This window comes from Mesorhizobium ventifaucium, assembly GCF_935822925.1.
GTDB classification, from domain to species: domain Bacteria; phylum Pseudomonadota; class Alphaproteobacteria; order Rhizobiales; family Rhizobiaceae; genus Mesorhizobium; species Mesorhizobium ventifaucium.
The window spans coordinates 119,650-125,982 of record NZ_CAKXZS010000034.1; the positions used below are offsets into that span (position 1 = coordinate 119,650).

Below are 6,333 nucleotides of genomic sequence, written 5' to 3' on the forward strand. Positions count from 1 at the left end.
GCTACATATTCAGCCGGATGGCGACGGAGCGTCCATGCGCGTCGAGGCCTTCCGCTGTGGCCAGCGCGATGGCCGCCGGCGCTAGCGCCCGCAGCTGCTCAGGCCCGAGCTTCAGGATCGAGGTGCGCTTGACGAAATCGAGCACTGAAAGCCCGGACGAGAAGCGCGCCGAGCGCGCCGTCGGCAGCACGTGGTTAGAGCCGCCGACATAGTCGCCGATGGCTTCCGGCGTGTGGCGGCCGAGAAACACAGCGCCGGCATTGCGCATCCGCGCCAGGAAGGCTTCCGGCTCGTCGATGGCAAGCTCGACATGTTCGGCCGCGATGCGGTCGACCAGCGGCAGTGCTGCCTCGATTCGGGGGACGTGGATGACGGCGCCGAAATCGCGCCAGCTCGCCGCCGCCGTCCCGGTGCGCGACAGGTTTTGCAACTGGCGTTCGACCGCCTGTTCGACTGCGGCGCCGAAGGCGGGATCGTCGGTGATCAGGATCGACTGCGCCGACACATCATGCTCGGCCTGGGCAAGCAGGTCGGCGGCGATCCAGTCCGGATCGTTGCTGCCGTCGGCCACGACAAGCACTTCCGAAGGCCCGGCGATCATGTCGATGCCGACCGTGCCGAACACCTGGCGCTTGGCCGCCGCGACATAGGCATTGCCGGGGCCGACGATCTTGGCGACCGGCTTTATCGTCTCGGTGCCATAGGCAAGCGCTGCGATCGCCTGCGCGCCGCCGACGCGGTAGATCTCGGATATGCCGGTCAGGTCCGCCGCCACCAGCACCAGCGGATTGACGATGCCGCCAGGCGCCGGCACCGCCATGACGACGCGCTCGACGCCGGCGACCTTGGCCGGCACGGCGCCCATCAGCACCGAGCTTGGATAGCTCGCCGTGCCGCCCGGCACGTAGAGCCCGACCGCCTCGATTGCCGTCCAGCGCGAGCCGAGCTCGACGCCGGCAGCGTCGGTATAGCGGTCGTCATTGGGCCGCTGCCGCTCGTGATGCGAACGGATCCGGTCACGGGCGAATTTGAGCGCGTCGATCGTCTGCGGGTCGGCCGCATCGTAGGCCTTGGCGATGTCGTCTTTCGACACGGCCATGCCGAGGCCTTTCAGGTCGGCCTGTTCGAATCTCTGCGTGTAGTCGATGAGCGCCGCGTCGCCCTCGGCGCGCACCCGCGCGATGATCGCGCGCACCACGGCGTCGACGTCCTCCGAGACCTCGCGCTTGGTCAAAAGGAACGCGGCAAAACGCTGCTCGAAATCGGCATCGGACAGACGAAGCGTGATGGCCATCTTGTGTGCTCAGGCTCGGTGGAAGGGGCGCGACGTCGCTTCCCAGGCGCCGCCAATGTCAGCCAGCCGCGCCTCGATGCACTCGACATCGAGCATGATCGCGCCGCCGCCTGAAAAGATCAGCTCGATGATGCCGGCCGGCTTGTCGAGGGCGACGAAGCTGATCGCCAGCAGCGACAGCACCTCGTCGGGCTCGTCGCGGGCAATGCCGCTGGTCTTGGCGCCCAGCACCCGGTCGAAATGCAGCACGCTTTGCCGCCGCTCATTGTGCTGGCGGAATAAACCGGATTTCGCTTCCCAGACGAAGCGGTTCATCGTCATCACAAAACGCTTGACCGCCGGCATGTATTCGAGGTCGCCGACCTTCAGCACGGCGTCCTGGACATGGGCCGAGACAATGCTCAGATCCTGATCGTCGAGCGCGACAAGCTTGAGAAGGTTCATGCGGAGTTCGCACCTGCGAAGGTTTACAATCGAGTTTCTGTTAGGCGGTCTTGGCGATCCGTGCAACCGCGCCACGGATTCCGACCAGGCATCGCATTTGGATTCTTGCAAAAGTGGACCCCCACCCTAACCCTCCCCACAAGGGGGAGGGAACGCTGCCGCGCAACTTTAATTTCCACTTGGCGCCGAAAGGCAATCTGCCGAGGTCGGCGCCAACGGAAGTCTCCCTCCCCTTGTGGGGAGGGTTAGGGGTGGGGGTACATCGTAGAGCGAAAGCCTCGGCTTTCCACCGGCAATAGCCCTGGTCCAGACGGAGAGAAGATGCCGAACATGCAAGAGGCAGCGCCCACCTCAGGCCCGCTACCTCTACCCCGAAATCCGCTCGATCACCGCGCCGCAGCCGGACAGCTTTTCTTCCAGCCGCTCAAAGCCGCGGTCGAGATGATAGACCCGGTTGACCGTGGTCTCGCCTTCGGCCGCCAGGCCGGCGATGACCAGCGACACCGAAGCGCGAAGGTCGGTCGCCATCACCGGCGCGCCCTTCAGCTTCGGCACGCCGTCGACGATCGCCGTCTGGCCGGACAGCGTTATGTGGGCGCCGAGCCGGGCAAGTTCCTGGACGTGCATGAAGCGGTTTTCGAAGATCGTCTCGGTGATGCGCGACTTGCCCTTGGCCATCGTCATCAGCCCCATGAACTGGGCCTGCAGGTCGGTCGGGAACGCCGGGAACGGCGCTGTTGTCACGTCGACCGGCGCGATGCCGGCGCCGTTGCGCCTGACGCGGATGCCGGAATTGGTCGGCGTGATCTCGGCGCCGGTTTGGGAAATCACGTCGAGCGCGGTCTGTAGCAGGTCCGCCCGCGCGCCTTCGAGCATGACGTCGCCGCCGGTCATGGCGACGGCCATCGCATAGGTGCCGGTCTCGATGCGGTCGGGGATCACCCGGACGCGCGCGCCCGACAGCGCCTCGACGCCGTCGATGGTAATGGTCTCGGTGCCGGCGCCGGAAATCCTGGCGCCCATGGCGTTGAGGCATTCGGCGAGGTTGACGATCTCCGGCTCGCGGGCGGCGTTTTCGAGCACCGTCTCGCCCTTGGCCAGCGACGCCGCCATCATTAGCACATGGGTGGCGCCGACCGACACTTTCGGAAAGGCGTAGCGATTGCCGACAAGACGGCCGTTTCTGGTCTTGGCGATGACATAGCCGGTGTCGACGTCGATATCGGCGCCCAGCACCTGGAGGCCATCCAGGAAAAGATCGACCGGCCGCGTGCCGATGGCGCAGCCGCCGGGCAGCGACACCTTGGCCTCGCCCATGCGGGCAAGCAGCGGGCCGATCACCCAGAAAGAGGCGCGCATCTTCGACACCAGCTCGTAGGGTGCCGTGGTGTCGACGATGTTGCGGGCGGAGAACGTGACGGTACGCGAGTAGCCCTCCTGCTGCTTTTCGCGGCGTCCGTTGACCGAGTAGTCGACGCCATGATTACCGAGGATGCGGATCAGCTGCTCGACATCGGCCAGATGTGGCACGTTTTCCAGGGTCAGCGTGTCGTCGGTGAGCAGCGAAGCGATCATCAGCGGCAGCGCGGCGTTCTTCGCGCCCGAGATCGGGATGCTTCCGGCAAGCTTGTTGCCGCCAACGATTCTGATGCGATCCATTTGAAGAACGTCCCCTCGGCCGAAAGGCCGGTTTTCCATCGGTTGAGTCTGTTGTGGCCGGTCTAGACCATTGGCCGGCTTGGTTCAAGAAACAGGAATCCTGCGCCCTGGCCAGCCTGTTGATATCGGTCAATCCTTTTGCGTTTCCCCCAAAACGCCGAGTCCGTCCGTCCGCGTGTCAGCGTCGCCGGTGCGCCGCGAGCGCGACTGCGCCTTGCGCTTCTGCAGGTTGGCGCGCAATTGCTCGGCAAGCCGGCTCTTGCGGTCGGCCTTTTTCGGTGGGCTGTCCTTGTCGTGTGGAGTTGTCTTGTCGTCCATGGTTCGGTCCCGGCTGACGATTAGAGCGACGTGCGTCCGAAAATCGAATCCGAATTTCGGGCCGATGCGCCAGCCCGCCATTCAGGGATAGCCAACATTGTGGCGCTGCCATGTCCGCAAAAGCCGTCGGAGCGGGCTTTCACAGATGGCTTGCGCTTGCCGGTTCGATATGGCAGAAGCCCCGCCATCAGCGGCTGCGGTAGCTCAGTGGTAGAGCACTCCCTTGGTAAGGGAGAGGTCGAGAGTTCAATCCTCTCTCGCAGCACCATTCATTTTCGAAGCAGCATCAAAAGCATAGAGTTTTCCGTGGCTTCCGCCCATGCGGACTGTTATGGGAAAGTGCTCTGATATGGCCGGGAAGCGATGGCGAATGCGAGGTCTGTCCAAACGCAAAGGCTCTGAAGTATGGCAGGGCAAGTTCCGGGTCCCTCAAAGGCTGTGGGATCGGCGTGACGATTTGAGGTCTCTGGGCGTCTCCGACCTGGGGAAAACTCAAGAGTTTACTCAGTCCCTCGGGGAATATGATCGGGATCGGGCTGGCGAAGTCTACCGCAAGCGCCTCGCTGTGTGGGACCTCAAGCTCGGGGCGTGGGCGGCGCTCCTGGAGCACGGTCCTCGGGGTCTGACCCAGAAGCAACGCTTCGCACTCGCGGGGGAATACGCCAAGGCCTTCCTGGCGGCGCATGAGGAAGAGCCGTTCTACGCTCCCCCAAGTCTCCCCGCCCCTGAGGCCCGTGCGGACGATGGTGGGGTGCTGGCCAGGGCGGTGGCCTCAATGGCTCCCGGCGACCGTGCCGAACTTCGAGGTGCTCTTCTCGCCTACTTCAGGGCCGGGGACCATGAACGGGTCCGGTTGGCCCTCTCCCTATTCATCAAGTTCCCAGCACTCCAGGAGAGCCTGGGGCCAGACTTTGTGGCTGCTCTGGAAGGAATGCATGGGGCTGAGGCTGATGCGGCCCTCGCGGCTCGTGGGCTCCTGGTCACGGAGGAGGCGCGGCGTCTCCTGACCTTCGACATGGCGGACATGATGGGGGCTGCTCGACGGGGCCTAGTGGCGCGGAGCGGGGGCGACTACAGGCCGGTTCCTGAGCTTGAAGGTGCTCCCGGCTTCGTCTTGGAGTCCACACCTGTAGCAGCCGCGCCAGGCCCCGTGGTCACATTCGCCGCTATCATCGATGCTCAAGCCACCAAGCGCGGTGCGGGGCAAGGCTCCAAGTCGATGCCGGACAAGTCGGTGAAGAAGTACAAGCGGATTGCCGATGCCTTCGCTCGACACCGGGGCTCATCCAATGCAGCAACCGTGACAGTGCTGGAGGTCGAGGCTTGGCTGGACTCAATGCAGGCGGAGGCGGAGGTCTCTAACCGCACCATCGCGGACAGGCTCGTCAACCTCGGGACCATCATCAACTGGGGCAAGCGACTGCGGGAATACCGGGAGGCCATGGCGGCGGCGGAGACGATCTCGGGCAAGGTCGAGTTGCCAAGCTATATGGAGAAGCCCGGTGGTGAGACCGCATACAGGCTCGAAGAGGCCCGCACGGTTCTCAAGGCAGCACGGAGCGAGACCGACCCAAGCAAGCGATGGTTGCCCTGGCTGTGCCTCTATGCGGGCCTGCGGATAAGCGAAGCGAACACGCTGAGGAAGGCTGACTTCTTTGAGGCGGAGGGATCGTGGTTCCTCAAGGTGACAAGCGCCGGTAAGCGCTCCCTCAAGACGGCTAGCAGTGAACGGCGCATTCCTGTCCACCCTGCCCTGGAGGCTGAGGGTTTCCTTGAGTGGGTGAGGGCGGCTCCTTCTGGTCAGCTATTCAGGGACGGCGCTACGTCGCTCATCGGGCGGTGGGTGAAGGGCAAGGTGGTTGGCCTGGTACGGCTTGGGGTCGCCCCTAATCACGGGCTGCGCCACCTCTTCGTTGACCTTTGCCGCCGCTACGGAGTGGAGGACAGTGCTCGGGAGTATATGGCGGGGCACTCGTCCCCATCGGTTCACACCAAGTACGGCTCCTCGGACGCCATGTTGCCAGGCCTTGCTGCGGAGATGCTCAAGGTTGTGCCTGTGCTTCCGACGCCTACCAACAGTGCCAGATAAGGGGGACTACGCATGGAAAAGTTTCTGGTACCGGGAGCCATCATTGTCGCGGCCATCATCGGCGCGGCTACGTTTCGCTATGATGTCCTAGTAGGCGGTGCGAGTAGTCAATTTGTCCTGATACGGGACCGCTGGACGGGCGAGGTCAAATACTGTGGGGGTTCGAGTGGGACGTCTATGTGCTTTGCATATCTGTCACGTGGCATGGCCCCAATTAGGAAGGCTGAGAACGGGGATAGGCAAACAGCATTCCATGGCGGGATGGCGGGCCACTGAGGGTCTTGCCCTAGGCGGTGGGATTGGCCCTCCCGTCAGCCCCTAGCCCGCTGTCGGGGTCTTCCCTGAGTCACTGAGCGGCCATCATCCCGGAATCGTACCCGGGGTCGATCACCTGAGCGCTCCAATTTACGTGGCAGCGGGCGGACTTCCCCCCCTGGGGGGGTACGGTGGTCACGATGGGGAGACAAGCGGCCGCCACCTCCAGGCTCGGCCCTTGCGGCCGCCACCTCCAGGCTCGGCCCTTGCGGCC

5 protein-coding genes and 1 tRNA gene are annotated in these 6,333 nt (G+C 64.2%); 2 read left to right on the forward strand and 4 right to left on the reverse strand.

Features of this window, described 5'->3' with window-relative positions; translation table 11 throughout:
- Position 1: 1 nt before the first annotated feature.
- From hisD to NMG70_RS26135, 4 genes are all read right to left on the reverse strand, one after another.
- Positions 2–1,294, reverse strand: a complete 1,293-nt coding sequence (gene hisD, locus NMG70_RS26120; protein WP_254027181.1) for a histidinol dehydrogenase — start codon at positions 1,292–1,294, stop codon at positions 2–4.
- A 9-nt stretch (positions 1,295–1,303) separates the two neighbouring features.
- Positions 1,304–1,738 (reverse strand): DUF2948 family protein, encoded by a 435-nt coding sequence (locus NMG70_RS26125; RefSeq protein WP_254027182.1) that lies wholly within the window; start codon positions 1,736–1,738, stop codon positions 1,304–1,306.
- Between the two features lie 366 nt (positions 1,739–2,104).
- Positions 2,105–3,397 carry a UDP-N-acetylglucosamine 1-carboxyvinyltransferase gene (gene murA / locus NMG70_RS26130; protein WP_254027183.1) on the reverse strand — a complete coding sequence of 431 codons (1,293 nt, stop codon included), beginning with the start codon at positions 3,395–3,397 and terminating at the stop codon, positions 2,105–2,107.
- Between the two features lie 129 nt (positions 3,398–3,526).
- Positions 3,527–3,715 carry a hypothetical protein gene (locus NMG70_RS26135; RefSeq protein ID WP_254027184.1) on the reverse strand — a complete coding sequence of 63 codons (189 nt, stop codon included), beginning with the start codon at positions 3,713–3,715 and terminating at the stop codon, positions 3,527–3,529.
- Between the two features lie 193 nt (positions 3,716–3,908).
- Here NMG70_RS26135 and NMG70_RS26140 point away from each other — a divergent pair.
- Together NMG70_RS26140 and NMG70_RS26145 are read left to right on the forward strand one after the other, a co-directional pair.
- Positions 3,909–3,983: transfer RNA gene (locus NMG70_RS26140), tRNA-Thr, on the forward strand.
- Between the two features lie 189 nt (positions 3,984–4,172).
- Positions 4,173–5,804 carry a site-specific integrase gene (locus tag NMG70_RS26145; RefSeq protein ID WP_254027185.1) on the forward strand — a complete coding sequence of 544 codons (1,632 nt, stop codon included), beginning with the start codon at positions 4,173–4,175 and terminating at the stop codon, positions 5,802–5,804.
- Positions 5,805–6,333: the final 529 nt, after the last annotated feature.

Bases quoted from the DNA above. Each gene is read 5' to 3' on its own strand.
- NMG70_RS26135 (WP_254027184.1), bottom strand. From the start codon at position 3,715: ATGGACGACAAGACAACTCCACACGACAAGGACAGCCCACCGAAAAAG.
- murA (WP_254027183.1), bottom strand. From the start codon at position 3,397: ATGGATCGCATCAGAATCGTTGGCGGCAACAAGCTTGCCGGAAGCATC.
- hisD (WP_254027181.1), bottom strand. From the start codon at position 1,294: ATGGCCATCACGCTTCGTCTGTCCGATGCCGATTTCGAGCAGCGTTTT.
- NMG70_RS26125 (WP_254027182.1), bottom strand. From the start codon at position 1,738: ATGAACCTTCTCAAGCTTGTCGCGCTCGACGATCAGGATCTGAGCATT.